The sequence below is a fragment of the Falsiroseomonas oryziterrae genome (assembly GCF_021864505.1).
GTDB classification, from domain to species: Bacteria; Pseudomonadota; Alphaproteobacteria; order Acetobacterales; family Acetobacteraceae; genus Falsiroseomonas; species Falsiroseomonas oryziterrae.
The window spans coordinates 1-24,975 of sequence record NZ_JAKJIB010000004.1 but is presented as its reverse complement, the minus strand read 5'-3'; the positions used below and the strand labels follow the sequence as shown (position 1 = coordinate 24,975).

Here is a 24,975-nt window from a genome sequence, read left to right as displayed (position 1 = left end):
CGGGCGGGGCTGCGGGCGCTCCCCGGAGACGCTCGCCCCCATGAACATGAAGGCGAACGAGAGGGGCTTCGAGGACAGCATCGAGGCATGGCTCCTCGACCACGGCGGCTATGCCCAAGGCAGCAACGCCGCCTACGGCCCCAGCAACCCGGAGGGCTACGACGCCGCCCTCGGCCTCTGGCCCGGCGTGCTGACGGCGTTCCTACGGGAGAGCCAGCCCGAAGTATGGGCGCGGTTGGAGAAACTGCACGGCCCGGCCTCGGCCGAGGCCAAGGTGGTCAAGCGCGTGGTGGCCGATCTCGACCTGCGCGGCACCCTCGACGTCCTTCGCCACGGTGTGACCGACAGCGGCATTCCTCTCCGCCTCGCCTTCTTCCGCCCCGCCTCCGGCCTGAACCCGGAGGCGGCGGCGCGCTATGCGCTCAACCGCCTCACCGTCACCCGGCAGGTCCACTACGCGACGAAGGACCCTACCCTCTCCATCGATCTCGTGCTGGCGGTGAACGGCCTGCCCATGGCGACCGCCGAGTTAAAGGAGCCGCTGAAGGGCCAGACGACCGAGCAGGCGATCCGGCAATACAAGCAGGACCGCGATCCCCGCGAACCGCTCCTGCGGTGGAAGCACCGCACCCTCGTCCACTTCGCGGTGGACACCGATCTCGCCTTCATGACCACCCGGCTCGCCGGGACGACCACGCGCTTCCTGCCCTTCAATCGGGGCCGTGGCACAGGCGCGGGCAACCCGGACAATTCCGGCGGCTACAAGACAGCCTATCTCTGGGAGACAGTCTGGGCGCGCGACCGCTGGATGGACGTGCTCCAGCGGTTCCTGCATCTCGAGAAGCGGGTGGACCCGAAGACGGGGAAGGCGCGGGAGGAGATCGTCTTCCCGCGCTTCCACCAACTCGACGCCGTGACGCGCCTGCTCGGGCACGCGCGCCACCACGGGCCGGGCCAGAACTACCTCGTCCAACACTCGGCCGGATCGGGGAAGTCCAACAGCATCGCGTGGCTCGCGCATCAACTCGCGGGGCTGCACGACGCGGCGGACAAGCCGGTCTTCACCTCGGTGATCGTCATCACCGACCGGCGCGTGCTCGACAAGCAGTTGCAGGACAACATCTACCAGTTCGAGCACGCGCAGGGCGTCGTGCAGAAGGTTGACGCTGACAGCGCGCAGTTGGCCGCCGCGATCAACGCGGGCACCAAGATTGTCATCACCACGCTGCAGAAGTTTTCCTTCGTCATGGAGAAGGTCACGGCGAAGGGCGACCGCCGCTACGCCGTGATCGTGGACGAGGCGCATGGCAGCCAAACGGGCGAGGGCGCCGCCTCTATGAAGCGCGTGCTGGCCTCCACGTTGGAGAAGGCCGAGACCGAGGACCCTGACGACGATCCTGAGGGCGAGATCGCCGGGGAGGTCGAGAAGGCGATGGCGGCGCGCGGGCGCCAGCCTAACATCTCCTTCTTCGCCTTCACCGCGACGCCGAAGAAGAAGACGCTCGAACTGTTCGGCCAGCCGGGGCCGGACGGCAAGCCGCGCGCCTTCCACACCTACCCGATGCGGCAGGCCATCGAGGAAGGCTTCATCCTCGACGTGCTGAAGAACTACACGACCTACAAAGCCTACTACCGCTTCACCAAGGCGATCACCGACGACCCGGAGGTGGACGAGGCGAAGGCCAAGCGCGCCGTCGCCCGCTTCGCCTCGCTCCACCCGCACAACCTCGCCCAGAAGGTTGAGGTGATGGTGGAGCACTTCCGCCAGCACACCCGGCAGAAGATCGGCGGCAAAGCGAAAGCGATGCTAGTGACACGCTCGCGCCTCCACGCTGTGCGCTACCGGCAGGCATTCGCGGACTACCTCGCCAAGAAGGGCTACGACGACGTCGGCGTGCTAGTGGCCTTCTCCGGCACCGTGGTCTCGGACGGCGACGAGTTCACCGAGACGGGCATGAACGGCTTCGGGGAGAAGGAACTGCCGGAGAAGTTCGACACGGAGGACTACCATGTCCTCATCGTGGCCGAGAAATACCAGACCGGCTTCGACCAGCCGCTGCTGCACACCATGTTCGTGGACCGCAAACTGAAGGGCCTGAAGGCGGTGCAGACGCTGTCGCGGCTGAACCGCACAGCGGGGGGGAAGGAGGACACCTTCGTCCTCGACTTCGAGAACGAGGCCGAGGAGATCAAGGAGGCGTTCGCGCCCTACTACGAGGTGCCCGCCATCGATGAGCCGACCGACCCGAACCAACTCTACACCCTGAAGACCGGCATCGAGGCGTTCGGCTACGTCTGGAAGCAGGAGGTGGGGGACTTCGCCAAGGTCTTCTTCAAGCCGAACGAGAAGCAGAGGCCCGCCGATCAGGGCCTGCTGCACGCGGCGCTCGATCCCGCCGTGGGCCGCTTCGCGGCAGAGCCGGATGAGGAGCGGCAGGAGGCGTTCCGGGCCGGCCTCGGGCAGTTTGTGAGGCTCTATGGCTTCGTCTCGCAGGTGATGCCGTGGACCGACGCCGAGTTGGAGAAGTTCTACGCCTACGCCCGGCACCTCCGGCCGAAGTTGCCGCAGCGGCCGGGCACGGGCGGCGTGGATCTCGATGACGAGGTGGCGCTCACCTACTACCGCCTCAGCAAGACCGGCGAGGGCAGCATCGCGCTGTCGGTGGGCGAAGAGCAGGTGCTGACGGGGCCGACCGAGGTCGGCACCGGCAAGGTGCGAGACGAGGACCTCTCGCCGCTCTCGACCATCATCCAGACGCTCAACACGAAGTTCGGCACCGACTTCACTGAAGCCGACCGGCTGCTGTTCGATCAGGTGGCGACCGACCTCTCGGCCGACGACGGCCTCACCGAACAGGCGCGGACTAATCCCATCGAGAACTTCCGCCTCGTCTTCGAGCCCGCCGCACTGGCGGCGCTGGTGTCCCGGATGGAGCGCAACGGCGCCATCTCTGACCGGCTCATGGGAGACGCCGACTTCCGCGCCGCCGCCATGGAGGGGGTGATGCGCGAGGTGTGGATGCGGGCGAGACGCGGGCCCGACGGAACGCCGACCCAGAAGGGCGGCCCGCCATGATGGTGGGCGGCTTTCTGCGCGCGGCTGGCCTGATCCCGGCCTTCGCCGGTTTATGCCTCGTCTCTGCTGTGCCCGTTTTCGCGGGGTTCCAGTCCGCAGTGGCACAGGTGACCACCGAGCAGAATCTCCGCACTTGCTTGGACGGGCGTTACCCTTCGCTCTGTGACCGCACGCGGCTCACGCCAAGTCAGCGGCAGCAGGCGGACACCGCCGAGCGCGCGGCAAACCTGAACACATGTCTCGACGGTCGTTATCCCTCACTATGCCGACACGCGCTTCTTACACCTGAAGAGCGTGGTCGAGTGGATGCGGCTGAGCGTCGCGCTAACTTCGAAGTTTGCCGCACCGGGCAGACGCCCTCTTTGTGCCGCCGTCATCTCCTGACGCCTGATCAGCAGCGCGTTGTGAATGCAGCGGAGCGACAGCACAATTTGACAGTTTGCCTCGATGGGCGGACGCCAAGCCTGTGCCAGCGTAACCTGCTGAGCGCAGAGGAAAAGCGGCGAGTGGCGGAAGCCGAGCGCCGTGCTGGGGCAAACGCACCGCGCGTATCACCGCCGTTAGCTACGACGCAGAGAGCGCCCGCCACCTCGTCTCCACGGCGGGCTAGGTTATCAGGCTGCGAGGATGGCTTGTGGATCGACCGCGTCGCGGCAAACGGTGCAATCCTGATGCTAAGCGACGGATCGGTGTGGCGGGTGGACCCGGTGGACACGGTGGTGTCTTCGATTTGGCTTCCCGTCACCGACGTAATTGTCTGCGACGACGAGATCATCAATGTGGATGATCGAGAGAGCGTAGCCGCGAGAAGAGTGCGGTAGTCCGATGCGATCCCGCATACACGGCGCCCAATGACCGCTCTCGAAATCCCGGCCGGCATGCTGCTGTGCCTCATCGACGAGTCAAGCGATGAAGGTCTGAGCGACGCACCATCACAGCGCACCGAACGATGCAGCGACTCGGAGGCCACGTGAATGACACCAATCGCGTTTGTCAGAACCAATCGCGCAGCGTTGGTGCTGTCGGTCGGCCTCGCTGTGACAGGTTGCGCTGCGCCCCCACCATCGCCCGCTCCGAAGCCGGTCGGGCAGGTCGCTGCTCCACGGTCTTCGATCCCGACACCAAGCCCTATAGCGCAGCGAGCGCCTGCATCGGCTTGCTTCGAGTCAACGATAATGTCGCCGCAACCTTTCCTCGGGGTTCACGACGAAGTCTTCCGGCTCGCGGACGGCTCACTCTGGCAGGTCCAATTTGAGTATCGCTACCTCTACGAGTATCTCCCGAACGTGGTGATTTGCCCGGCAACAAGGCGACTGATGGTCCGAGGATTTTCGCTGAACGTCAGCCCGATTTCACCGGGACCAAGATCAGCCAGCCGAGGTCCAATCACTGGCGGCTCCGGTGTTTTGGAGTCGCGCATCGACGGTGAGTTTCAAGGCTGGGACGGCGAAACCATATTTCGTCTCCAGAACGGACAGATCTGGCAGCAAGCGAGCTACGCATACCGCTACCACTATGCCTATGCGCCGCGCGTCACGATCATCCCCGTGGCGGGCGGCCACGACATGATGGTGGAAGGTGTCGGCGGGCGCATTCGCGTTCAGAGGCTCCGGTGACAGCGATCAGAACACCGTCCCACGCCCCTTATAGCTTTCCGCCCGACCGCTGCGACGTGGAGAACTTCACGGCACTGCGGAACCGCAGGGCGCGGAGCTATGCCGACGACCACGCAAAGCGGCTGGTGCTGGAGGCGTCGGGGCGGGCGGGATGAGGTACTCAGCGACCGAATACAGGGAGAAGTTAGAGGAGTTCGTCTGGCGTTTGGTGCCGATGGCGGAGACTGGATCGGATCTGATCGGGCTCGGCGAGGTCATCGACACGCTGACCGCCTTTGCCCGTCTGGAGGACGAGCGCGAGGACGATGATGAGGCCGTGCGCGAGCACGAAATCGCCATCATCGTCGGGCTCACCATTGGCTTTCGGGTCAGCGACGACTGTGTCCAAAGTGGCGCGCTCTACACCTTGCGGGTGTCCGACGAGGGCATCGAGTTTGACGTAACGGAGACCTACTACGAGCGTGGCGTCGGGTCCGATAACTGCAGCCGCAGCTTGGGCTTCGTCGGTTGGCGCGGTAGCGTTCGCGACGAGCCCATGGACTGGTTCGAGGGGGCGCAGATGCTCATCGGAGATAGCGCCGCGAAGTTCAGTGTGTCACGCGATCACGTCTAGTGCACCCGTTTACCTTCTGCCGCTGCCGTCGCGCTTCTCGCGCGTCCCATAAACGGTCGTATTCGGGTGACGCGATTACCTCTCGCCATTGAGTCGCGGCGTGGCAAAGGAGCACCACTGACAGGCAGTCCGACAACCCTATCCGGAAATCCGAGCCGCAGGACGCGGCGAAGAGATGGGTTCTCGGAGGACGGCATGGCGCGATACGGCTACGCCAGTGTGAGCGACGCCTCGCAGACCCACGACTTGCAGGTGGACGCGCTGCTGGTGCAGGAGGCGGCGGTCTAGCGGGCCTTAAGCGCGCGCTCTTCGTGATCCTTATCTTTCTGTGGGATTGAGCGTCGGAGAAGGGGAGGCGCGCATGGCTAGGCGTGTGAAGCGAGCGGCGTTCGGTCCCTACGGAGAGATCATGGTAGGTTTCTCCTCGGTCGCGCCTTCGTTCTGGCGCACTGCATCAGACATCCACAATCGGTGCAGCGCAGAAGTCGCTGCGCGCGCGCATCCATCCAACATCTTGCATTCTCTGCATGCTCTACCGTGTCTGAGCCTCTATCACGCAACGATAGAATGCTGGATCAACGAGGAGATGGCATTCCCGATGATGCGGCCCGGTGTCGATCATTCGATCAACCAGCAGCTACTCGATTTGCAGGGGGCGACCTTCGGCGCGAAGCTAGAGCCAGTCCTGCGACTCTTCGGCTTCTACGACGCCTTCAGCGTCGAGGTGCTGGATGAAGTCCGTCTGTTCACCAACATCCGCAACCGCACCTACCATTATCAGCCCGAGCCGGTAGAGACGAACCTCTATCCGGTTGAGGTCATCGCGCTCATCGATCGCCTGAACCTGCCAAAGCTGAACGCGAGTTGGGTAAGCTACATGGGCGACCTCCGCGTGCTGGACTGGGCGCGCGGCGTGGTCCAACGCTTTGTTTCGGAATTCGACCGCTGTGCAGGCAGGCCCTTCAGCACCATCGACTGGTGGGAAGGACGCCTTCCCCCATCTGATCCGGCAATGCCCGACAGCTAGACTAGTCGAGGCTGCCTAAGCAGCGGCGGGCATCAGATGGATGCTGGTGCGGCTGATCCGCACGCGGCGCACGGCATCATCGGGCCGCACTTCTACGGAGTTGAGGCGCTTCATTTCCGGCGTCGTCATCGCACCAATGGCACTTTAGTGCGACATCGGAAAGATGACGCGGTCCCAGACGGGTGAGCGAGACTGGACGCCGATCTACGTCATCGCGGGCATCATCGCCGTGGTGGGCTTGCCGCCATCCTTTCCGCGTTTGCAACATACCGAGGCGTACGATGGCCAGCGCGTCAGGCGCGCATCTCTCGCCGGATGCGCTGAGCAGTTCCTGAGCCTACCCCCGCCAGTTTCGCGGCCCGCAGGACACCCATTCCCATTGCTAGGTGCCGACGCACCTCCGCTTCCTTGGCGTCGTCCACGCGCGGGCGACCGAGCCGAACACCCTGCTGCCGCGCGCGCTCCAGTCCGGCCGCCACACGGGCCTTGATCGCCGAACGCTCCAATTCCGCGAAGACTGAAGCCATCTGCATCATGGCGCGCCCATATGGCGTTGTGCCGTCCACGCCCTGCTGGAGCGAGACCAGCGCCACCCCAGCAGCATCGAGTTCCGCCGTCGCCAGCGCGACATGCAAAACGGAGCGGCCCAGTCGGTCCATGGACCACACCAGCACCACGTCGAACCGGCGCCGTGCCGCGTCCTTCAGCAGCGCATCAAAGCCGAGGCGCTTGTCTCGGCCCTTTGCGCCCGAGACCCCCGCGTCTTCATACTCACGGACGATCCGACAGCCGCGCCGATCAGCCTCCGCACGGAGCGCCACCCGCTGATTCTCCACGGTCTGCGTATCGGTGGAGACGCGCAGGTAGAGCGCGGCGCGCGTGGCGGGGCTCGGCATGGCACGGTCCGGGCTGGCGGTGAGCGATGACGCCGCATTCGCTCCGGTCTATGCAGAAGACAACCGGTTTCTGCATGGCACGCGGCTGGGACTCCGAAGCGCGGATCTACAAGGGATTAGGGGCCGTCTCGGAAGACAGTTTTCTGCATAGGGGGGCGGCTCGGCACTGGCAGCCGACAAAGAAGGCCTTGCTGGCCGGATAGCGTGCGTGAGTGACCCTCATCCCTGTGCGTCATTTGCTGCACGATCCCGACGCACCTCGTCTGTGGTCCGATAATCACCGGGAAAATAGGTGGTGCTCGGCACCGCGTGCAGCAGCAGCGGCACCTCCGCCTTCTGGTCGTAGTCGAAGCGCCCGAACGGCACGCTGATTTCTACAAGGCGCGGATCGTCAAACTCAGAGTCAACGGTCATAATCAACGCAAAAGGCGGGAAGACGATCTCCGACACGAGCAGAATCGGATTGGCTGCGCCGAGCGTCAAACGGCCCGTCAGACCGGCTTGGCGGAGGACACGCGAGTTTTCTCCGTCTACGAGGCCCAGATACACGCGCACGCCGCCGGGCACGGCGCGTGCTTCTCGGTTCAGCAGGAAGCGGCGTAGGCCGTCGCGCGTGGCCGCGAAGCGGGGTGCGTTGGCGCTGCAGAACATGGTGAGGATCTGCTTCAGCACGTTGAGCGGACGGATCGAAGCGACTACGAAGACGCCGCCTCGCGAGCGAGGGTCAAATGCCAGCGGCATCGCCGCGTGTGCCAGTTCGACGTAGGCCGAGCCATACCAGCTTCCCGTCGTGTTGTTGCAGCGCTCACAAAGCGTGTAGGCGCCCATCCCACGCTGCTTGATCTGAGTCCCAGAAGTGTCCTCCATCGCTGCAGCGATATCGTCAGCGCTGATGAGCTTCTCGATGGAGTGCAGGAGAACCTTGCGGTCGTTGAATGCGGCTTCAGGAGGAACGTGCTCAAACGATAGTTTCCCGTGCGTGCCGCACAGGTGGCATTCGCCAAAGACGGCCTTCCGACGCGCCACCGATGCCGCCCCTCACATGCCGACCAGCGGACGATGGCTGATTGCGTCCACTCTGCCAAAGTGTTGCACGCGTAGCTTTCCTCTCCTTCTACCGCCTGATGCCGGCTACAAAGCTGACGTGGATTCAAGCGTGGCATGCGCCGCCCATGCCTGACCTTCGTCAGGGCGCGCGCGACGCCTTTCATGCCCCGCTTCCGCCGCTACAGAACGCGTTCGCGCCTCGCAAGTCTGAAGCACGTTGGTGCGCTGCTGCTAGGGGAGGTGACGCGCCTCACCGGGGAACAGGATGTTCCACGCGTCGAGCAGGCGCTGGCGCTTCAGCCGGACATCGGCATCGCTATTGCCGTGACGACCGGCGGCCGCGATCTTGCCCTTGACGCTCCGGAGCGCGGCTTGAAGGTCGATACGCAGGTTCTCGTAGGGGTCCATGAGGGCTCCGTTTTGTAAGTGACGCCCGAGATGAAAGGCGTCTGAGCACCGCAGGCAAGAGGCGAGGTCAGGGACGACCACCTCGCGGCGAGGGCCAAACGGGCCATGAAGAGCCACTGGTTCGGCAGCTGAAGCGTCGGAACTTTTTTTCGCGCCATTTATCGTGCGCAGCGCACATACGGGCCGTCACCTTGGCGGAGCGCTGAGAGGACGCTGGCGACTGAGCGATGAAGCTGTTGTGGCGCGGCAGGCCGGTCCAGTAGCGTTCAGGCGTAGCGGCCGGAGCGGGGCATGGAAGACGCGCTGACGGAGCGCGAGCAGGCGCTCATCGAACGATACGGAGACTTCTACCGCGCCCTAAACGGGGGCAAGAGGACGCCGAGCACGCCAGAGCAGGTTCGGTTTGTGGCGGTGTGCCGGGGCGAGGCCGATGCCGTGACTGAGCACGAGATCGCGTTCACCAAATATGTGCGGCTCGAACGCGCGCGCCGTGCGGCCGAATACGAGCGCAGGAAAGCCGAGGCCGAGGCGCGGGCCACCATGATCGAGGATGCGCCGGGCCAACGGTCCTACCCCTCGCGGATGGACGGCACGCTGGACGACGCTGCCGAGTGGGCCTCCAAGAACGGCTTCCGGATCTAGGCGGCCCAGCCTCCGACCTGTCCGCCGGTTTGCTTCAGGGCTTGCTGTCGGACGCACGCCGAGCACTGTTGGTCACCGCCATGACCAAAACCGAGTTCGGACGCCGCTGGAAGCGCGACCTCGCGCACGCTGAGCGCACCCTTGTGCAGGACGGCTTCCTCGCCCCGCTGGTCGTCGTGATTGGGTGCGACGGCGTGACGCACCTTATGCCGATGGACCTGCGGGACGAGGCGGCCCGCACGCGGAGTGTCAACGCCGCTCGCCTGCTGGCCGTCTCGGCCGATGCGCACCTCGTCATCTGCCGGTGTGAGGTCTGGATGGTGGTCGCTGATGAACTCGCGGAGGGTGTGACACCCGCGTCGTCAGACCGGCGCGTGGAAGCAGTCGCGGTGACCGCCGCAGCACGCATTGGGAAAGGCGTAGAACGGCGGCTGAGCCTGCGGGAAATTGTCCGAGGTGAGGACGGCCGCCCGGCCGCGCTGCGGAACCTGTCGGGCTCCGGACCTGCCTCCACCCTCAACGGCGTGGATGGCTGGATGACCGATCTCCTCGCGCCACGCCGCCCCACGGAGGACGAGCGGGCGCTCGCGGGGGTGTTGCTCGCCGCGATGGCGCAGCGGTGACTCACAGACGACGGTAGGGCGTCAAATGGCGTGCGTGACAGCGGGTAGCCGTGCACGTTCAGGCAGGCCTGCTCACGCCGCCGGTCCCATCGCTGGCCCGCCCGAGCGACAGCCGCGACAGTTCGCGGCGGGCTGCGCCTCGCAACTCGTTCAACTCACCTCGGTCGAACGGCAACGGTCGCGCTGCCACCAGCACCATTAGTCCGAACCTGTAGAGCCGCCACGCTGCCGTCGCGCCACCGCCAACGGCGCCTCCGGCGGTTCCCACCGTGCGCCCGGTCAGCGACAACGCGGTGCCCACCGCCATCATTGGCAGACCGATGACCAGCCCCGCCCCGCTGGCGGCGGTGGCCACACCTGCTCCGACGATGGCGTCTCCCGCCTTCGCCATCGACCGCGATGTAGCCTCGGCTGCCGCTTCAGCGAGTGCGTTGGCAAGGGCCACGGCGCCTGCGTCGCGGGTCGCGGCAAGTGCGAGAGTCCGAAGCGCGAAGGCACTCGGCCGGTAGCCGTAAATGGTGGCGATCTCGCGGACGAGTCGCGTCGCCCGGAGGATCAGGAGCGCGGAGTCGAGGGCGGACGACGGGCTCGCAGTTACCATTACAAAGCCCTGTTTGGCGGCCGAGCCGACCACGAGGGCGGCGCGGCGGTCGAGCGGCGCGAGCGCCTCCCGCGAAAGCATCAGCCTCGCCGCCGCCGGTCCCTGATCCTCCACCACTGCCGCCGCGCGCTGGGCCACCGGCGCGGCGCCAACGTCGGTCCCGATGCGGAGAAGGAGACGGCTCAGGCGCTCTCCATCCGCTCCCTCAACCTCGGCCCGCACCTGCCGCACGTCACGCAGGCGCCGCAATGCCGCCACCTCCCGCCAACCGAGGCCCAGCAGTCCCAATACGAGCGCGGCTGCAGCCAAGGCCGCCGGAACACCAAGAAGCGGGATGCTGGCCAGAAGACCAAGCACCCACTGCGCGATACCGACGAACGTAAGCGCCATGGCACCGATCACCACGGACCAGACGAGCCAACCGCCACGTCCGCTTGGGGCGGGCTCCTCGGCGGGAAGATCCGCCGATGCATCCGCCTCGGGCTCCGGCCGGACTGGCTCAGCAGCGTCGAGCGTCTCGACGATGATCAATGGCGATGGATGCAGCGCGGCCCGCGCTGCCGTTGCATTAGCGCGCGCAGGGATTTCTGGGGCTTCGTCCACGTCCTCGACGCGGATCAGGGGACTATCGGGGGCACGGCTCATCGAAGGACCTCCCCGAGCAATTTGTGCAGGACATGTCCAAGCCGGACGTTGGGCACGCCGTAGTCACCACGGCCATCCACGGCCGGAGGCACGAAGCGCGGCGGCCTGATGCCCTGTCGGCGGCGGAAATAGTCGGCCGAGGGCATACGGTCGGGGACATCGATCATAGTGACGCGGCGTCGCTTTCCAGTCTCCGAGCAGAGCCCCTCCACAACGCGCACCGGCTCCGCGCCGTCCACCACCGCGTCGACGTCCTGCGTGGCGCGAACGGCTGCGAGGTAATCGGCCTCTGGCCGCGCGGCACCTGCCGCACCGGCGAAGCGCCCGCCGCACATGTCGGTCAGGAGGCTCTGCATCGCTGCCCGCTGGTTCGGCGGGACGGTGTCGGCCTTTGTGGCGACCAACATGACGCGCTTGAGCCCGGCCAGACCGAGAAGCCTCTTGAATGTCGAGGTCTCGGCCGCGAACACGCGGTAGACCTCCGCCAGCACTTCCGCCGACTCGTTGAACGCGCGCTCGCCCTCGGCCAGCGCCTCCAGAACGTCCACGAGCAGGACGTGGTGCGTGGCGTCCTTCAGGGTGTCCCCAAAGAACTTGCCCGTCTCCTTCTGGTAGCGCGCGTAGCGGTCGGACATGGCGCGCGCCAGCGAGCCGCCCTTCGCGGCCGAGATCGCCGCGTCCGGAAGCGGGCAGAACCAGAGCCGCTCCTCGTCCAACCGTGGGACAGCGCCCTCCTCATCCTGACCGCGCGCCCGGACGAAATGGCCGGGCTGGAGCCATTTCAGGCCGCGCTCGCGGGCCGCGACCAGCACCCGCTGCCACTCCCGCGCAGCCCGCTCAGCGGCGTCGTTACTGTCGGGACCTGTCCAATCGGTCTCGGCGAGGAGGGTCCGGAAGCCGTCCGACACCTCACTCCAAGGTGCGCTGCGAAGGCGGTTTAGGGCTGCGGCCGACCAATCCGCGTAGGGCTGGCCCATCATTGGCACGTCCACGAGCCATTCGCCGGGGTAGTCCACGATCACGAGCCGGAGCCGGGCTGCAGCCTTGTCCGCGCTGCTCCCCGCGACGGGCGCCGCACCGGGCCAGAAGTGTATGTCGAGCGCCGTCTCGTAGACGTCGGCTGTCCGGGAGGGCCAACTTGGCGCGTCGGCCGTGAGAGCGGACAGCATGTCGCCATAGGGCAGCATGCGGCCGTGGCGGGGGCGGTAGTTTTGTGGTCGGTCGGCCGAGCGAAGGCGCCCCGTGGCGACCGCGTCGAGCCCCTTTAGCCACTCGGCCGCACGGGAGTTGCGCGCGGCGGCCTGCAGGTTGGCGACGACGCTAGTGATGAAGGCGGTCTTGCCTGAGCGCGACAGGCCTGCCACGGCGACGGTTATTGTGGTGCTCCGCCGCCACGCGGTGATCTCGCTCCCCAGCCTTCTGATGGCGCCCACGCGGTGTTCTCCCCGGCTTGCTAGGTCTTCAGAGTATCGAAGCCGGACTGAGAAAGTAACGGTCTTTTGAGGATGACAGAGCCCGCCCCACCCGCGATGCGCTGGCCGTGCCAGCGGACCCACTCTGGGACCGTGGCTGATGGTGCCGAAGCCATTGGGTTAGGTCGGTCTGGGGTGCAGGCCGCCAGCAACAGTGCAGGGATGACAATAGGACGCGAGATCACCGCGCCATCACCGAGCGATCATGCCCGGTTCGTCGCCCTGAAGCACCTCGATGGACGTGCTGTCGGCGATGAGGCGGCCCGCAATGGCTGCCCGGATGGCGACCAGCGTCGCGTCGTCACGGACGTCGATCCATAGCTGACGCGTGACCTGCGGCGCCCCGTTCAAGGTGGGCGTATCGCGCAGGACCTCTCCCACGCGGTCTGCATCGGCTGGCTCTCGAAGCAACAGGGCGAGATCCTCTTCGCAGACCTCCTCGACGAATCCCTCCAGTGCAAGTCGCGCGGCAAAGAGCTCATTACGCGTGCCGCAGAGGACGTAGGCAGCCTCTCCGCCGTAGATGAGCCGGAGATACCCCACGCCCTCCAGCACCTCATCGAGTGTCTCCGCGTTCTCGGCCAAGGTATGAATCGTCACTCTGAACCAATCGGTCGTCATTGCTGGTCTGCTCCCTGTCCGACGACTTAGTCGTCAGAAGAGCGACAGGCTCAGGAATCTGCGCAACACGTCCGGACATCAGCGCCTCGGCCGGAGGCGTGCTCTGGCTCGGCGACTGTCCTGCAGGACAGTTCTTGGGCGACACGCATACGGCTGCCAGATCGGTCCCCCCGATAAGTGGACTTTAGGGGACGCATGATCATGGCGCGAAGCGACCAGCACGAACGCGAAGAGCGGCAAGGGCATGTCATCGCCGCTTTGCGGATGTCTGCGCCAGCGACCGCTTTGCGGCTCGAACAATGTGCGGCGATGCGTCGCGAACGAAGCCGTAGCCGTTGGCCATGGACCTGCCGCTCACCCGGCTGCCAATGGTGCGGTCCACGTATAGCCGCGCGCTGGTGGCGCGGCATGGAGCAATGGTCTCTTGCTTCAGGTGATGCGGTTTCGCTGTTCACGACTGATGCCACGTCTTCTGAGGCTGCGGTCCGAACCGCGCCGCTCGTTCGTCGAGGTCTGCGCGACGTCCGCGACCGTGCAGCACGCGAGGACATCCGCTGGCGGACAGTGTCGTTCGCTGGACTGGTAGACGCGAACGGGCGAGCCCTCGTGATTGTTCGTCACCCATCCCTGCCGCGCGCCGTGGTTGGCGCACGCCTCAAGCGGCGATGGCCTGCGTCGACGTTGATGGACGCAGGTAATGTGCAGCCGCTCTTCAGCCTCCCCGAGATGCTGGCTGTCCACCTCGCGCAGCGTCGGCGTGGTGTAGAGCCATTGCGGATCGTCGTGATGCCGCAACGGCCCCGCCAAGCTAAACCGCTATTCGATGTGCCTGATCAGGAGCCGCTGCCGTTCCTGATCGGGTGAGCAAGGTCACCGACGCGCGTTCTTCCTCGCTGCGCGGCGCTCCTCGAACCTCGGATCGTAGTAGCCATCCCAACGCGGGCTCTTCGGGGCGTTGTGAAGCTCTCGCACTATCCCCGCGCTCGTCGAGACACCATCAACCACGAGATGGATCTTGGGCCGATAGCCAACCTCGCCCTCGTCATGTGCCTCCCAGACCACCATGCAGATCTGGTCGTAGTTGTAGATCACCCCGTCACCCGGTTCGCGGCGGTAGAGGAAGCCAAGGTGAGGTTGTGGCCAGTCCTCCTCGCGCGGTAGATCGCGCACTGCTTCCGCACAATCGCGTGCAAACGTTGCCTGTTCTGCCGAGAGGGCACCGCGTTCTTCGGCTCGCAAAACCGACCGCAGGAATCCCCAGACGTCCAGCGGATGAGCCGCCGACTCGCTCTGGGGCGAGCGCGTATTTGGCTCGCGGCGAGAGTCCGCCCAGAGCTTCACCCGGAAGCGAGGCGAGTTGCGGGGACGGGCCAAGCCATTATCCCACATATGAAACCGCCACCACCTGATCGGGCCGGGCAGCACGATCCCGACCGAGACCGTGCTTTCGGCGTCAATGCCCGTGATGACGGGCCGACTCACCCGTTCGGATTCATCGGTGCGCGCGGTGCATGCGAGGTTCGGGTCGGCGCTTAGCACCTTGTTGTCGCGACGAGCCGCTTGAGATGCCGATCCCTCGGGACCGGCCACGAGATGGCGCGGCGCCAGCCGCGCCCGTGACTCGTCCTCGGAGCATGCAATGCCCGTATTATACGTATCTACGTGGTCTAGGACCTTCGTTTGGGAAGTTACGGGCATTTCCGCTGGGCCGATAGGAGAGGCGACCGGCATGGAAGCCGCGTCCCTGCGACGGATGTGCTCGCGAATAAGTGCCTTCATGCGGTCCTTGTCCGTGAGCGGACTCACCTCGGGGGCGTGCTCTGGGAAGGAACCGGGGCTTCGCTCCTCCGGCTCGCGCGACTCGATTTTGATTGATGTGCCGAGCCGGTCGTCCCCTAGCGCTGGCTGGACGGGTCGGTGATGCGCAGCACCCCAAGGTCGGTCTGCAGGGAATGGTGCGCGGCTTCGTCGCGCTGCTTGCAGGCGCTCAATGAACGATGAATAGGAAGGCTCGCGGTCTGATGGTGCGCCCACGATGGGCGGTCCGTAGGTCATGATGATGTTGCTCTCGAATACCACGCCCGGCTTGCCCGCCCGGCGCTGAGCGTATTTACGCTTGGCCTCGCGCCTTCCTCCGAATTCATTCGTATCTTCGCCCGCCTCAGGATGCGAGGGCGGATTGGCTAAACAGGATCGCGGCTTTGCCGCGTTGCTCTCGATACTACGGCCCCGGTGCGTTGCCTCGCACCGGGGCTTCTTGTCATTGCGACGTCCACTTCATGGCGGCCGGTTCTCGCCTCCTTCTTCATCCCGCGCTGGCCTGCCGCAAGCACGCCGTGCCGTGACTTCATGCTCAGGCAGCGCGGCTGAGGCCGCTTATGCGGCAGCCTCATCCTCCTCGTCGCAGGGGCGGACCCATCCCTTCGGTTTTGGGCCGGGCTTCATCCTGAGGCGGGCAAGCACCGTGGGCGTGTCGAAAAGCGTAGCCAGATCAGGGATGCCATCCCGGAAGATGCGCTCAGCATCGCCCGGCGCGCGCCTGCCTTCCACGACGTCCGCGACGTAGTCCTGCCAGACCCTGAGAGCGCGGACCCCGAGCGGGATCTTGCTCGACTTGTCGTAAATACGCACGAGCTTCCGTCGCGACCCCGGTCCGTCTGTGACATGGTTGAGTGCCGACTCAGCTTCGGCCTCGCGAACACCGAGATGCGCAAGCGTCGTGCGCACCGTGCGGCGCAAGTCGTGGAAAGACCAGTCGGTGACGCCGGAGCGCTTCTTGAGTCGATCTAGCAGATTCCCGATGCCCGAGAAGCCGGACTGTCCAGTGCGGCCCAGCAGCTTGTAGTCGGGCCGTTTGTCCACCGGATCAAGCGGCCATACAGCCTCGACCTCGCGCCGCGCCAAGTGGCCCAACGGGATCGCATGCGGTTCGCGGTTCTTCGTCCTTTCACCCGGAAGGGCGATGAAGGCGACGTCCCCCTTGATCTCGCCCATCGACAGCTTCCCGATTTCCGCAACGCGCCCTCCCGACAGGATGACGAGTCGAACGAATGCCCTCAGCTTCGGGTTCTCCGAGTCGGCTGCGTGCCAAACCGCCAGCCACTCCTGATCGCTCAGGAAGCGCTCACGGGGAGGGTGAGAAGGTGCGATCAGCGCCTTCCCCTTGCGCGGAAGTGGGTGGCCCACGATCCAACCGTGCGCATCGGCGTGCGACAGGAAGCTGGAGATGATGGTGTAGAGGAACGGGGCCGAGCCGGGGGCGGTCCGCTTGGCCCGCAGGACGACATCGGTCCAATCCTCGCGCTTGGTATCGCGCAGCGGCCGCTGGGCCAGCTTGCGAGGAAAGTGGACCTTCAGCGCGCTTCGAATTCGGATCTGGTAGCTGTCCGACCACGGCTTCACGGGATCATTCGCGCGCGCCCGTTGCCATTCCGCGAGCGCCTGCTCGACCGTGCGCGCCGTGAACGCCTCGACGCGCGCCGCACGCGCTTTCCGCTTCGTGGCCACGGGATCAGCGCCGCGCTGGATGTCGGCCAGCATCTGCATGGCCTCCTTGCGAGCGCGGGACAGGCCGATGGTTGGCCATTCGCCCAACTTCGGGCGGGTTCGCTTGCCTTCGAGGGTGGTAGCGCGGACATACCAGCAGAGCTTGCCTGACGGCGTGCAGCGCAGGACGAGGCCGGGTTGCCGTTCGTCCCAGAAATCTTGATCCTTGCCGTTCGGCGTGATGCACCGGATCATGGTGTCGGTGAGCGTGGCCTTCATCGGGTCTCCTCGCGTGGTGACCCTGTCGTCGCTCTTCTGTCCCCGGCGAGTCGAAATCTTTCTGCGCAGGGTCGGCATAGGGCCAAAAGGACGTGCGGCGCCTTGCGGCCGACCGCGACTCAATGCGACCGTGTGCAACTACTACATGATTGACGCAGGCCGAGAAATCGGCTAAAAACTGAATGAAATCAAGAGTTTGTCTTGATTTCCCAAGCTGAATGTCGTGGGTTCGATTCCCATCGCCCGCTCCAACCTTCAGCCGACACCCAGTTCCCCGCGGACGTGTCTTGCCGCCATGTCGTCGCCGGGCGCGTGGGGATCGGCGCAACCCCGGAGCGTCCCATGGCAAATCCGTCACGCAGCGGCCCGATATCGGCCCTGCTCAGCCTGTGGCGCGGCGAAATGCCGTTGCCGACCGCGTTCTGGAGCGTGGCCGTCGCCGGCGGGTTGGTCGTCAATGTCACGACAACCCTGGCGTTCCTGGCCCTGATCGCCCGTGACCAGCCGCTCGCCGCCCTGATCGCCGGCTACGTGCTCTCCGTGCCCTACAACATCGTCGCCGCCGTCGGTGTCTGGCGCGCGGCGGGGCGCTATGCCGGGCCACCGCACTGGGCGCAGGCGGCGCGCGTCGTGACCGTGGTGTGGATGACGCTGCTGAGCCTGACCTAGCCGTTCGCTGCAGCCTCGGCGACGCACGGCGCGTCCGCACGCGCTCCGCCGACCGCCCGCCAGGGTCGCGGCTATTCCCAGTTCAGTCCGGGGCTGGACGGCACGGCCTCCGTCGCACCTGACGCGCGCCGGTCCAGGCTCTCGACAGCAGCGACCGCAAGGGCGGCGGCCTGAACCAGACGCTGCCGCGCCTCCACCATCGAGCCTTCACGCGCCTTCACCCGCGCCCAGCCCGCATAGTCCCCGATCAGCTGCACAAAGGCCTGGACCGGCAGCGCATCGTCGCGGGGCGGACCGCCCCATTGCGCGTCCTGTCGCGTGCGCTCTGCCGCGACCTCCGCCAGCACGCTCTGCGTCGTCATGACCTCTCTCTCCTCAGGCCCGTCCGAGCCGCGCTTCCGCGGCGGCCACGCGGCGCAGCGTGGTCGCGAAACTGTCCGGGTTGAGCGAGATCGAGTCGATCCCTTGCTCGACCAGGAACTCGGCGAAATCAGGATGATTGCTCGGCGCCTCGCCGCAGATGCCGACCTTGGCGCCGCAGGCATGCGCCCGGCGGATGACGTCGGCGATCATCCGCTTCACCGCCTCGTCCCGCTCGTCGAACAGCGTCGCGAGCTCGGCGGAGTCGCGGTCAACGCCGAGCACCAGCTGGGTCAGGTCGTTCGAGCCGATGGAGAAGCCGTCGAAGCGTGCGGCGAAGTCCTCGGCCAGGATGACGTTCGAGGGGATCTCGCACATCACATAGACCTGCAGCCCGTCCTGGCCTCGCACCAGGCCATGCCGCGCCATCTCCTCCAGCACGCGATCGGCCTCGGCCGGGCTGCGGCAGAACGGGACCATGACGATGACGTTGCGCAGCCCGATCTCGTCGCGCACGCGCCGGATCGCACGGCATTCCAACGCGAAGCCCTCCCGGTACCGGTCAGAGTAGTAGCGCGAAGCGCCGCGCAGCCCGAGCATCGGGTTCTCCTCCACGGGCTCGAATTCGGCGCCGCCGATGAGGTGCGCGTATTCGTTGCTCTTGAAGTCCGAGAGCCTCAGGATGACAGGCCTGGGATGGAATGGCGCGGCGAGCTTCGCGATGCCGCGCGCCAGCCGGTCCACGAAATACTCGGCCTTGTCCGGCCAGCCGCGAGTGAGCGCCTCGATCCGTCGCTTCGCCTCCGCGTCGGTCACCGCATCGGGGCGCAGCAGCGCCATCGGGTGGATGCGGATGTGGTCGTTGACGATGAACTCCATGCGCGCCAGCCCGACACCGCCCGCAGGGAGGCGCCACCAGCGGAAGGCGGCGGCAGGGTTCGCCAGGTTCAGCATCATCGCCGTCCGGGTCTTCGGCAGCGCCGTCAGGTCGAGTTCCGTGACGGCGAAGTCGAGCCGTCCGTCATAGACGCGCCCTTCCTCCCCCTCGGCGCAGGAGAGGGTGATGGCCTGTCCGTCGCGCAGCGCCGCGGTGGCGCGACCGGTGCCGATCACGGCCGGCACGCCAAGCTCGCGGCTGACGATGGCGGCGTGGCTGGTGGGCCCGCCATGGTCGGTGACGATGCCCGCCGCGCGCCGCATCACCGGCACCCAGTCCGGATCGGTCGCCTCCGTCACCAGGATGGCGCCGTCGCGGAACCGCTCGATGTCCTCCACGCCGCGGATCACGCAGGCCTCGCCGGCCGCAATTGCGTCGCCGACCGCGGCGCCCGAGAGGATCGGCCGCGCGCGGCGGTCCTTCAGGCGCCAGCTCCGAAGCGCACCGGCCCCCGCGCGCCTGGCCTGCACGGTTTCCGGCCGGGCCTGGACGATGAAGAGCTCGCCGCTCTCGCCGTCCTTTGCCCATTCGAGGTCCATGGGACGCCCGTAGTGCCGCTCCACCGCGACCGCCCAGCGGGCAAGGAGCAGCACCTCGGCATCGGTGAGCACGAAGCTCTCGCGCTCGCGTCGCGTCGTCTCCACCAGCGCCGTGCGGGCGCTGCCGCCGCTCGCGTAGACCAGCTTGCGCTCCTTCGCGCCGAGCGTCCGCTCGATGACCGGGAAGCGGCCCGGCGCTTCGAGCAGCGGCTTAAAGACAAGGAACTTGTCCGTGTCCACCAGGCCCTGAACGACCGTCTCGCCCAGCCCCCATGCGGCGCTGACGGTCACGACGCCCGGGAAGCCGGTTTCGGTGTCGAGCGTGAAGATCACGCCCGACCCGGCAAGGTCGGACCGCACCATCGCCTGGATGCCGATCGAAAGGGCAACGGCGAGATGATCGAAGCCTTGTGCGTCGCGATAACTGATCGCCCGGTCCGTGAAGAGGGAGGCGTAGCAGCGCCTGCACGCCTCGAGCAGGGCGGCCTCGCCGCGCACGTTCAGGAATGTCTCCTGTTGCCCGGCGAAGCTGGCGGTCGGCAGGTCCTCGGCGGTCGCGCTGCTGCGCACCGCCACCGCGGGCGCGTCCGTTCCCGTGCGACGGCCCAGTTCGCGGTAGGCGGCCCGGACCGCGGCTTCGAGTTCCGGCGGGATCTCGGCCTCCAGGAACAGCCGGCGGATCGCCTCGCCGGTCGCCTGCAATCCCGCGCGACCCGCGCTCAGCGCGGCCAGCCGCTCGCGCAGCGGCGCCTCGATCCCATTGGCCGCCAGATAGGCGCGATACGCTGCGGCGGTGGTGGCGAAACCGGGCGGCACCCGGATGCCGGCGGCGCCGAGCGTCCGTGTCATCTCCCCGAGAGAGGCGTTCTTGCCGCCCACCGTCGCCACGTCGGTCACGCCCAGACGTTCGAACCAGGCGACGAGACCCTCCCGCATTGGTTCCTCCCACGGGGCTCGCGGCGTACGCGGAGATCCTCCCGCGCCGCCGCAACCGGTGCGCGTTCAGCATAGGGCCGCCGCCCCCGATCCGGCGACGCGCCACGCCCGCGATTCCGCTCACAGGAGCGAGAGGCTTCCGAAGCGGGCAGGGCCGGCGGCTCCAACTCGCGCGGGTCATCGCCCAGGCACGTTCGCGGCCGGCCTCGGGGCCGCGGCCCGGTGCGCGCGCCGCCCTTCAGCCTTTTGTTAACCTGTTCGGGTACCTTGATCGGCCGCCGCCTCAGGGGCCGCGCGCTCGGCCAGGACGGCCCTGCTGGAGTCCTGCGTCATGATCCGCGACATCACCAGCCTGCACCCGACGCCGCGCCCCGGATCGGTCCATGAAGGCCCGGCGCCCGACGGCTCCGCACGGATGCCCGTCGTCGCGCCGATCTTCAACCCGAGGCTCCGGCACGATCCGGAGCTCGACCTGGTGGTGCTCGAATTCCGGACGGTCAGCGGCGAGGTGCGCGCCAGCATTCCCTCTGCACGCGAGCTCGCAGCCTATCGCCGCGACCTGACGCTGACGCCGACGCAGCGAGACCTCGATGTCAGGCGCTGACCGACAGCCGGAGCGCAGCGATCTCCGCGATGGCCGGTCCATTGCCGCCCAGAAGCTGCAGCGCGGGCGTGGCAGGAGCCGCTCGCTCCAGTCCAGCGAGGTAGCGCTGGACGAGACGCGCCGCGAAACGGGGATCCTGCAGCTGCCCGATGTCGAGACGGCGAGTGAGCGTGTCGCGCTGCTGCTCGAAGGACAGCAGCGCAAACTCCCGCGGCAGGCCCAGCGCGCCGCGCGCGACTTCCGTCAGCGCCCGGTCCGCCATGAGCTGCGGCACGCTGCGCAACTCGGGCGCCACCCGGCGGAAATAGAGAGCCTCGCGCAGGCCGGGGTTCGCGTCGCCCATCGTCTTCTCGAAGCGGTTGGTGACCGCACGCGCAACCAGTCGCTCGATGAGCGCAGGATCGGCCAGCGGTGGACCGCTGCGTCCGCTGAAAGCTTGCGCCATCTGCCGCCAACGGGGATCGCTCAGGCGCTGGGCGAGACTCCCGCTCGCGCTCGGGTCTTCCGTCATGACCCGCCGCAGCAGCGCCCGCTTGTCGATCTCACTCTCGAGCTGGAACGCCTCCAGCACGACGGTGAGTGCCCGGCGGTCACGCAGCAGCGCATCAACGTCCGCCAGCTGAGGAGCGCGCTCGCGGAACCGATCCATGTCGGCCGCAACGTCGCGACGCCCGGCGAAGCGCTCCCGCAGCGCCGCTCCCTGGCGCTCGACAACGGCCAAGGCGGCCGATGCACCGAGGCCGGCGAGCATGTCAGGCCGAGCCGGCGGAGAAGGCAAGCTGTTGCGCTGGCGGCGGCGGCATCGGCAGCTGGGCTTCCAGCCCGGCGATCATGTCACGATGCAACTCGATCAAGGGCGAGAGGCTTGCGGTGTCTTCCATGCGCGCCATCGCCTCCCGCTGCGCCCAGAGGCCGAGGGAGACGAGGCGGCCCTTGAGATCGGCCGGCAGCGCGTTTCCCGGCATCGCCAGATCGGCCATGAGAAGCGACCAGAGCAGATGCGTCTTGTGCAGCGCCTTCACGCGCGCCGGGACGTCGACCGCGGCGCCGAGCAGGCCGTTGACGTAGCGGAAGGCCCGCACCTCCACCTCGCGCGGCGAGGCGGCAGCGTTCTGCTGGATGGAATAGCGGGCGAGCATGGCGCGGTGTGCATCCTGGGAAGCCGGCCGGGACGCTCATGGCGCCCCGGCCGCACGGGTCAGCGGAACAGGCTCAGCAGCGACTGGCTCTGCTGGTTCGCGATCGACAGCGACTGGGTCGCCAGCTGCTGGCGGGTCTGCAGGCTGGTCAGCCGGGCCGATTCCTCGGCGAGGTCGGCATCCACCAGCGCACCGAGCCCCTCGCGGATCGAGTCCGTCAGCTGCTTGGTGAACTCCTGCTGTCCCTCGACCTGCGACAGCCGCGAGCCGATGGTCGACAGCGCGGTGTTCACGGTGCTGATCGCCGCATCCACGACCGCGATGGCCGAGGAGGCGTTGGTGATGTTCCCTGCACCATCCGCCGTACCGCCCACCACCGTGATCGCAGTGTTCGCGCCGGTTGCACCGAAAGTGCCCACGCCCGTCGCGCCGGTCGGTGCGGTGTAGGCGGCGGCGCTCGTGGTCCAGTTCGTGGCGGAGACATCGGCCCGGCTCACGCTGCCGTCGATCGCCGCGCCGCCCGCGGTGAGCTGATAGGCCACACCCGTCACGTTCGCCGCCATGATGTCCAGCGTGCCATCCTGGTTGATGCGCGCGCCGATCCCGGCCGACTTCATCGCATCCACCAGGCGCCCGAGCTCGGCTTGCGGCGTCAGGTTGGTCCCGTCGCCGATCTTGACCTCGACGACGCGTCGCGAGGCGTTCGAGACCTGCGCGAGGGTGTTCGCACCCGTATCGGAATCGGCGTTGAACTCGAAGACGATCTCCCGCGCCTGCGGGGTGCCGGCGTTCAGCTGCACGGCGATGAAGTTGCCGTCCGCGATCTCGATGTTCGCGGGCGGCGAGATCCGCACGGCGCCCTGGGCCACGTTCAGCCCCTCGAGGTTCAGCAGCTGGCCCGTCTGGCTGATCAGCGCCTGGTTCGCGACGCCGATCGTGTTGCCGCTGATGTCGCGCAGAACGTTCAGCGCCCGGTCGCCCGTGGAGCTGTCGTCCAGCAGGTTCACGCCGTTGAAGGTCGCCGTCTGGGCGAAGCTCCGCATGTTGCTCGTCAGGCTCGCGACCTGCGCGTTCATCGTCGCGATGTCCAGCCCCTGCTGCTGGCCCTGAGTCACGGTCCGCTTCAGCTCGTTCAGCTCGTTGCTGATCTTCGTCGCCGCGTCGCGCGCCACCGTCAGCGTCGCCTTGCCGAACGCCAGACCGTCGCGCACCGCCTCCAGGCCCTTGATGTCGCCACGCATGGTCTGGGAAATCGCGAAGACCGCCGGATCGTGGTTGGCCTGGCTGATCCTGAGCCCACTCTCGATCCGCGCCTGCGTGTTGGTCATCGCATTCGAGATGCTCGAGAGCGACCGCACCGCAGCCATCGCCGAGACATTGGTGTTGATGGAGGACATCGTCCCCGCTCCTCATCCATAGCTCCGTCACGGGCTCGGCTTCTTGCCGCCTGCGACGTGACCTGCGTGCTGGCACGCAGGGGACCCGACCCATTTCTGGGCCCAGGCCTCCGTCACCCTCTCATGAGAGGGTGAAGATCGCGTGAAGCATCCTCAGTCGAGCGCCGAAGGACGCGCTGCCTCGCGCAGCGCCGCAACCGCGCCCGGCGGCAGCTTCGCGCCGCTCGCAGGATCCAGTCCCAGCACGGCCGCCTCGTGCCGCATCACGTGCCGCACCAGCCGCAGCGACTGGTACCACTCATCCTGCTCGGCCAGCGCCAGCGCGCGTTCCAGCAGCTGGCGCGCCATGTTCGACGTGGTCGCTTCCTGGAACTCCGCGACAAGCCGGTGCGCATCGGCCATAGCCGCCTCGCGCTCCTCCTCCGGCCCCACATAGGCGCATTGCAGCGCGAAGTAGATCCGCCGCGCCGGCGTGCTCGCACCCTCCGGCGTCATCACCTGCTTGCCGAACAGGAACCGCGCCCGCGCCACCAACTCGACACGCGTGCGGCTGCGGAAGCGCAGCGACGCGCCGTTCACCACCATGAGATCGCCGGCACGCATCTCGAGCACCAACGTGGACATGCCACACCCCCCTTGTCGATGCAGGACACTGCACCGGCAGCCAGCCTTTGCCGGCGATCGCGCGATCTTCGCTGCCACGCGGCCCGCCGCGCGCCCGATCCTCGGGGATGCGCCCCGCTGCGGGACCAGGCAGCGGGATTGCGCCGCCCGATACTGCCCGAGGGTGCTTAACCGGCGCTGAAGGCGACGCGTCATCGCAGCAGGCTCGCCAAGGAAAGCCCGGCGATCCGCGCCGTGGTGGCATAGGACGCTTCGAGCCGGATCTGGGTCGCGCGGAGCGTCGCCGAGACCCCGGCGAGGTCCACGCCTTCGAGCGACACCACCTGCGCACGCAGCGTCACCAGCACGTCCCGGTGCCGATCGCGCGCCGCCTCGACCCGCTTCTCCGCCGCGCCGAGCACGCCGCGCTCCCGCGCGAGGCTCCGCCCCGCCGCCGACAGGTCGCCCGCCACCGCACCGAGCAGCTCGCCATATCCCGGGTCCTGCGCTGCCGCGGCCGGGGTCAGTGCCGCGAGCGTCGCGAGCCCGCGCAGCACTTCCCGCCCCCAGGCGAGCGCCACCTCGCCATCGGCGTCCTGGCTCGCCAGCACCCCCCAGCCGACGCGCTCGCCATCCGCCACCTGCACGGCACGCCGCGGCTCGGTCAGGGCAGGCCCGGCGAGGTGGGCGCTGAAGGGCGCCGTGGCCGGATCGGTGGCCGCAGTCGCCGTCGCGGCCC

Annotated in this window: 24 protein-coding genes; 8 read left to right on the top strand and 16 right to left on the bottom strand. The window is 67.2% G+C overall.

Features of this window, described 5'->3' with window-relative positions; all coding sequences use genetic code 11:
* Window positions 1–40 precede the first annotated feature (40 nt).
* The 4 genes from L2I40_RS01090 to L2I40_RS01075 all read left to right on the top strand — a co-directional run bounded on the left by L2I40_RS01090 (window position 41) and on the right by L2I40_RS01075 (window position 6,332).
* Window positions 41–3,076, top strand: a complete 3,036-nt coding sequence (locus L2I40_RS01090; RefSeq protein WP_237213004.1) for a type I restriction endonuclease subunit R — start codon at window positions 41–43, stop codon at window positions 3,074–3,076.
* 1,175 nt (window positions 3,077–4,251) lie between these two features.
* The gene (locus L2I40_RS01085) at window positions 4,252–4,692 is read left to right on the top strand and encodes a hypothetical protein (protein WP_237213003.1); all 441 of its coding nucleotides are present in this window, start codon (window positions 4,252–4,254) and stop codon (window positions 4,690–4,692) included.
* Between the two features lie 151 nt (window positions 4,693–4,843).
* The gene (locus tag L2I40_RS01080; protein ID WP_237213002.1) at window positions 4,844–5,305 is read left to right on the top strand and encodes a hypothetical protein; all 462 of its coding nucleotides are present in this window, start codon (window positions 4,844–4,846) and stop codon (window positions 5,303–5,305) included.
* A 586-nt stretch (window positions 5,306–5,891) separates the two neighbouring features.
* Window positions 5,892–6,332, top strand: coding sequence for a hypothetical protein (locus L2I40_RS01075; RefSeq protein WP_237213001.1), 441 nt, complete (start codon window positions 5,892–5,894; stop codon window positions 6,330–6,332).
* Window positions 6,333–6,625: 293 nt separating this feature from the next.
* Here L2I40_RS01075 and L2I40_RS01070 read toward each other — a convergent pair whose 3' ends face one another.
* The 3 genes from L2I40_RS01070 to L2I40_RS01060 form a co-directional block, all read right to left on the bottom strand.
* Window positions 6,626–7,228, bottom strand: a complete 603-nt coding sequence (locus L2I40_RS01070; protein WP_237213000.1) for a recombinase family protein — start codon at window positions 7,226–7,228, stop codon at window positions 6,626–6,628.
* Window positions 7,229–7,447: 219 nt separating this feature from the next.
* Window positions 7,448–8,254: a hypothetical protein gene (locus tag L2I40_RS01065; RefSeq protein ID WP_237212999.1), complete on the bottom strand. Its 807-nt coding sequence runs from the start codon at window positions 8,252–8,254 to the stop codon at window positions 7,448–7,450.
* A 252-nt stretch (window positions 8,255–8,506) separates the two neighbouring features.
* Entirely contained in the window at window positions 8,507–8,683 is a 177-nt protein-coding gene (locus L2I40_RS01060; RefSeq protein WP_237212998.1) for a hypothetical protein, read from the bottom strand.
* 291 nt (window positions 8,684–8,974) lie between these two features.
* On the opposite strand from L2I40_RS01060, the gene maoP reads away from it, so the two are divergent.
* Both maoP and L2I40_RS01050 read left to right on the top strand, forming a co-directional pair.
* Window positions 8,975–9,325 (top strand): DUF413 domain-containing protein, encoded by a 351-nt coding sequence (gene maoP / locus L2I40_RS01055; RefSeq protein WP_237212997.1) that lies wholly within the window; start codon window positions 8,975–8,977, stop codon window positions 9,323–9,325.
* A gap of 80 nt (window positions 9,326–9,405) precedes the next feature.
* The gene (locus tag L2I40_RS01050) at window positions 9,406–9,948 is read left to right on the top strand and encodes a hypothetical protein (RefSeq protein WP_237212996.1); all 543 of its coding nucleotides are present in this window, start codon (window positions 9,406–9,408) and stop codon (window positions 9,946–9,948) included.
* Between the two features lie 58 nt (window positions 9,949–10,006).
* On the opposite strand, the gene L2I40_RS01045 is transcribed toward L2I40_RS01050, so the two are convergent.
* From L2I40_RS01045 to L2I40_RS01020, 6 genes are all read right to left on the bottom strand, one after another.
* The gene (locus L2I40_RS01045) at window positions 10,007–11,194 is read right to left on the bottom strand and encodes a DUF697 domain-containing protein (protein WP_237212995.1); all 1,188 of its coding nucleotides are present in this window, start codon (window positions 11,192–11,194) and stop codon (window positions 10,007–10,009) included.
* Window positions 11,191–12,627 (bottom strand): YcjX family protein, encoded by a 1,437-nt coding sequence (locus tag L2I40_RS01040; RefSeq protein ID WP_237212994.1) that lies wholly within the window; start codon window positions 12,625–12,627, stop codon window positions 11,191–11,193. Before L2I40_RS01040 ends, L2I40_RS01045 begins: the two co-directional genes overlap by 4 nt.
* A gap of 231 nt (window positions 12,628–12,858) precedes the next feature.
* Window positions 12,859–13,287 (bottom strand): hypothetical protein, encoded by a 429-nt coding sequence (locus tag L2I40_RS01035; protein WP_237212993.1) that lies wholly within the window; start codon window positions 13,285–13,287, stop codon window positions 12,859–12,861.
* A 429-nt stretch (window positions 13,288–13,716) separates the two neighbouring features.
* Window positions 13,717–14,082 carry a hypothetical protein gene (locus L2I40_RS01030; protein ID WP_237212992.1) on the bottom strand — a complete coding sequence of 122 codons (366 nt, stop codon included), beginning with the start codon at window positions 14,080–14,082 and terminating at the stop codon, window positions 13,717–13,719.
* A 75-nt stretch (window positions 14,083–14,157) separates the two neighbouring features.
* The gene (locus L2I40_RS01025; RefSeq protein WP_237212991.1) at window positions 14,158–15,093 is read right to left on the bottom strand and encodes a hypothetical protein; all 936 of its coding nucleotides are present in this window, start codon (window positions 15,091–15,093) and stop codon (window positions 14,158–14,160) included.
* A gap of 570 nt (window positions 15,094–15,663) precedes the next feature.
* Window positions 15,664–17,052, bottom strand: coding sequence for a tyrosine-type recombinase/integrase (locus tag L2I40_RS01020; protein ID WP_237212990.1), 1,389 nt, complete (start codon window positions 17,050–17,052; stop codon window positions 15,664–15,666).
* Window positions 17,053–17,394: 342 nt separating this feature from the next.
* On the opposite strand from L2I40_RS01020, the gene L2I40_RS01015 reads away from it, so the two are divergent.
* Entirely contained in the window at window positions 17,395–17,721 is a 327-nt protein-coding gene (locus L2I40_RS01015) for a hypothetical protein (RefSeq protein WP_237212989.1), read from the top strand.
* 71 nt (window positions 17,722–17,792) lie between these two features.
* On the opposite strand, the gene L2I40_RS01010 is transcribed toward L2I40_RS01015, so the two are convergent.
* The gene (locus L2I40_RS01010) at window positions 17,793–18,083 is read right to left on the bottom strand and encodes a hypothetical protein (protein WP_237212988.1); all 291 of its coding nucleotides are present in this window, start codon (window positions 18,081–18,083) and stop codon (window positions 17,793–17,795) included.
* A gap of 13 nt (window positions 18,084–18,096) precedes the next feature.
* Window positions 18,097–20,493: a phosphoenolpyruvate synthase gene (gene ppsA, locus L2I40_RS01005; RefSeq protein WP_237212987.1), complete on the bottom strand. Its 2,397-nt coding sequence runs from the start codon at window positions 20,491–20,493 to the stop codon at window positions 18,097–18,099.
* Window positions 20,494–20,824: 331 nt separating this feature from the next.
* On the opposite strand from ppsA, the gene L2I40_RS01000 reads away from it, so the two are divergent.
* A complete protein-coding gene (locus L2I40_RS01000) occupies window positions 20,825–21,097 on the top strand; it encodes a hypothetical protein (protein ID WP_237212986.1) in 273 nt (90 codons plus the stop codon).
* Here L2I40_RS01000 and L2I40_RS00995 read toward each other — a convergent pair.
* The 5 genes from L2I40_RS00995 to L2I40_RS00970 form a co-directional block, all read right to left on the bottom strand.
* Complete coding sequence (locus tag L2I40_RS00995; protein WP_237212985.1) at window positions 21,087–21,848, bottom strand: DUF1217 domain-containing protein; 762 nt, start codon at window positions 21,846–21,848, stop codon at window positions 21,087–21,089. The genes L2I40_RS01000 and L2I40_RS00995 overlap by 11 nt on opposite strands.
* A gap of 1 nt (window position 21,849) precedes the next feature.
* Window positions 21,850–22,236 carry a flagellar biosynthesis regulator FlaF gene (locus L2I40_RS00990; protein WP_237212984.1) on the bottom strand — a complete coding sequence of 129 codons (387 nt, stop codon included), beginning with the start codon at window positions 22,234–22,236 and terminating at the stop codon, window positions 21,850–21,852.
* A 59-nt stretch (window positions 22,237–22,295) separates the two neighbouring features.
* Window positions 22,296–23,633, bottom strand: a complete 1,338-nt coding sequence (locus L2I40_RS24430; protein WP_272910917.1) for a flagellin — start codon at window positions 23,631–23,633, stop codon at window positions 22,296–22,298.
* A 153-nt stretch (window positions 23,634–23,786) separates the two neighbouring features.
* Complete coding sequence (locus L2I40_RS00975; protein ID WP_237212983.1) at window positions 23,787–24,257, bottom strand: flagellar biosynthesis repressor FlbT; 471 nt, start codon at window positions 24,255–24,257, stop codon at window positions 23,787–23,789.
* A gap of 191 nt (window positions 24,258–24,448) precedes the next feature.
* Window positions 24,449–24,975: flagellin (locus L2I40_RS00970; protein WP_237212982.1), on the bottom strand; the 527-nt coding region annotated here is incomplete at its 5' end.